This is a genomic window from Candidatus Regiella insecticola LSR1, assembly GCF_000143625.1.
Taxonomy (GTDB): domain Bacteria; phylum Pseudomonadota; class Gammaproteobacteria; order Enterobacterales; family Enterobacteriaceae; genus Regiella; species Regiella insecticola.
Map to the genome: position 1 here is coordinate 1 of NZ_GL379682.1, position 233 is coordinate 233.

1 pseudogene is annotated in these 233 nt (G+C 54.9%); it reads left to right on the plus strand.

Going from position 1 to position 233, the window contains the following annotated elements:
• Positions 1–210 (plus strand): annotated as a pseudogene (locus REG_RS09420) (carboxy-S-adenosyl-L-methionine synthase CmoA); the annotation flags it as partial.
• Positions 211–233: the final 23 nt, after the last annotated feature.

Genomic DNA, 233 nt, shown 5'->3' on the forward strand with positions numbered 1-233 from the left:
AACATGCACCACGATTTCAAGCGCGCCAACGGGTACAGCGAGCTGGAGATCAGCCAAAAACGCAGCATGCTGGAAAACGTGATGCTGACCGACTCGGTGGAAGCGCACAAGGCGCGTCTGCAACAGGCCGGATTCGAGCATGCCGAAGTGTGGTTCCAGTGCTTCAACTTCGGTTCATTGATCGCTCTGAAAGCGGGGGATGCGCAATGATCGAGTTTGGTGACTTCTATCAG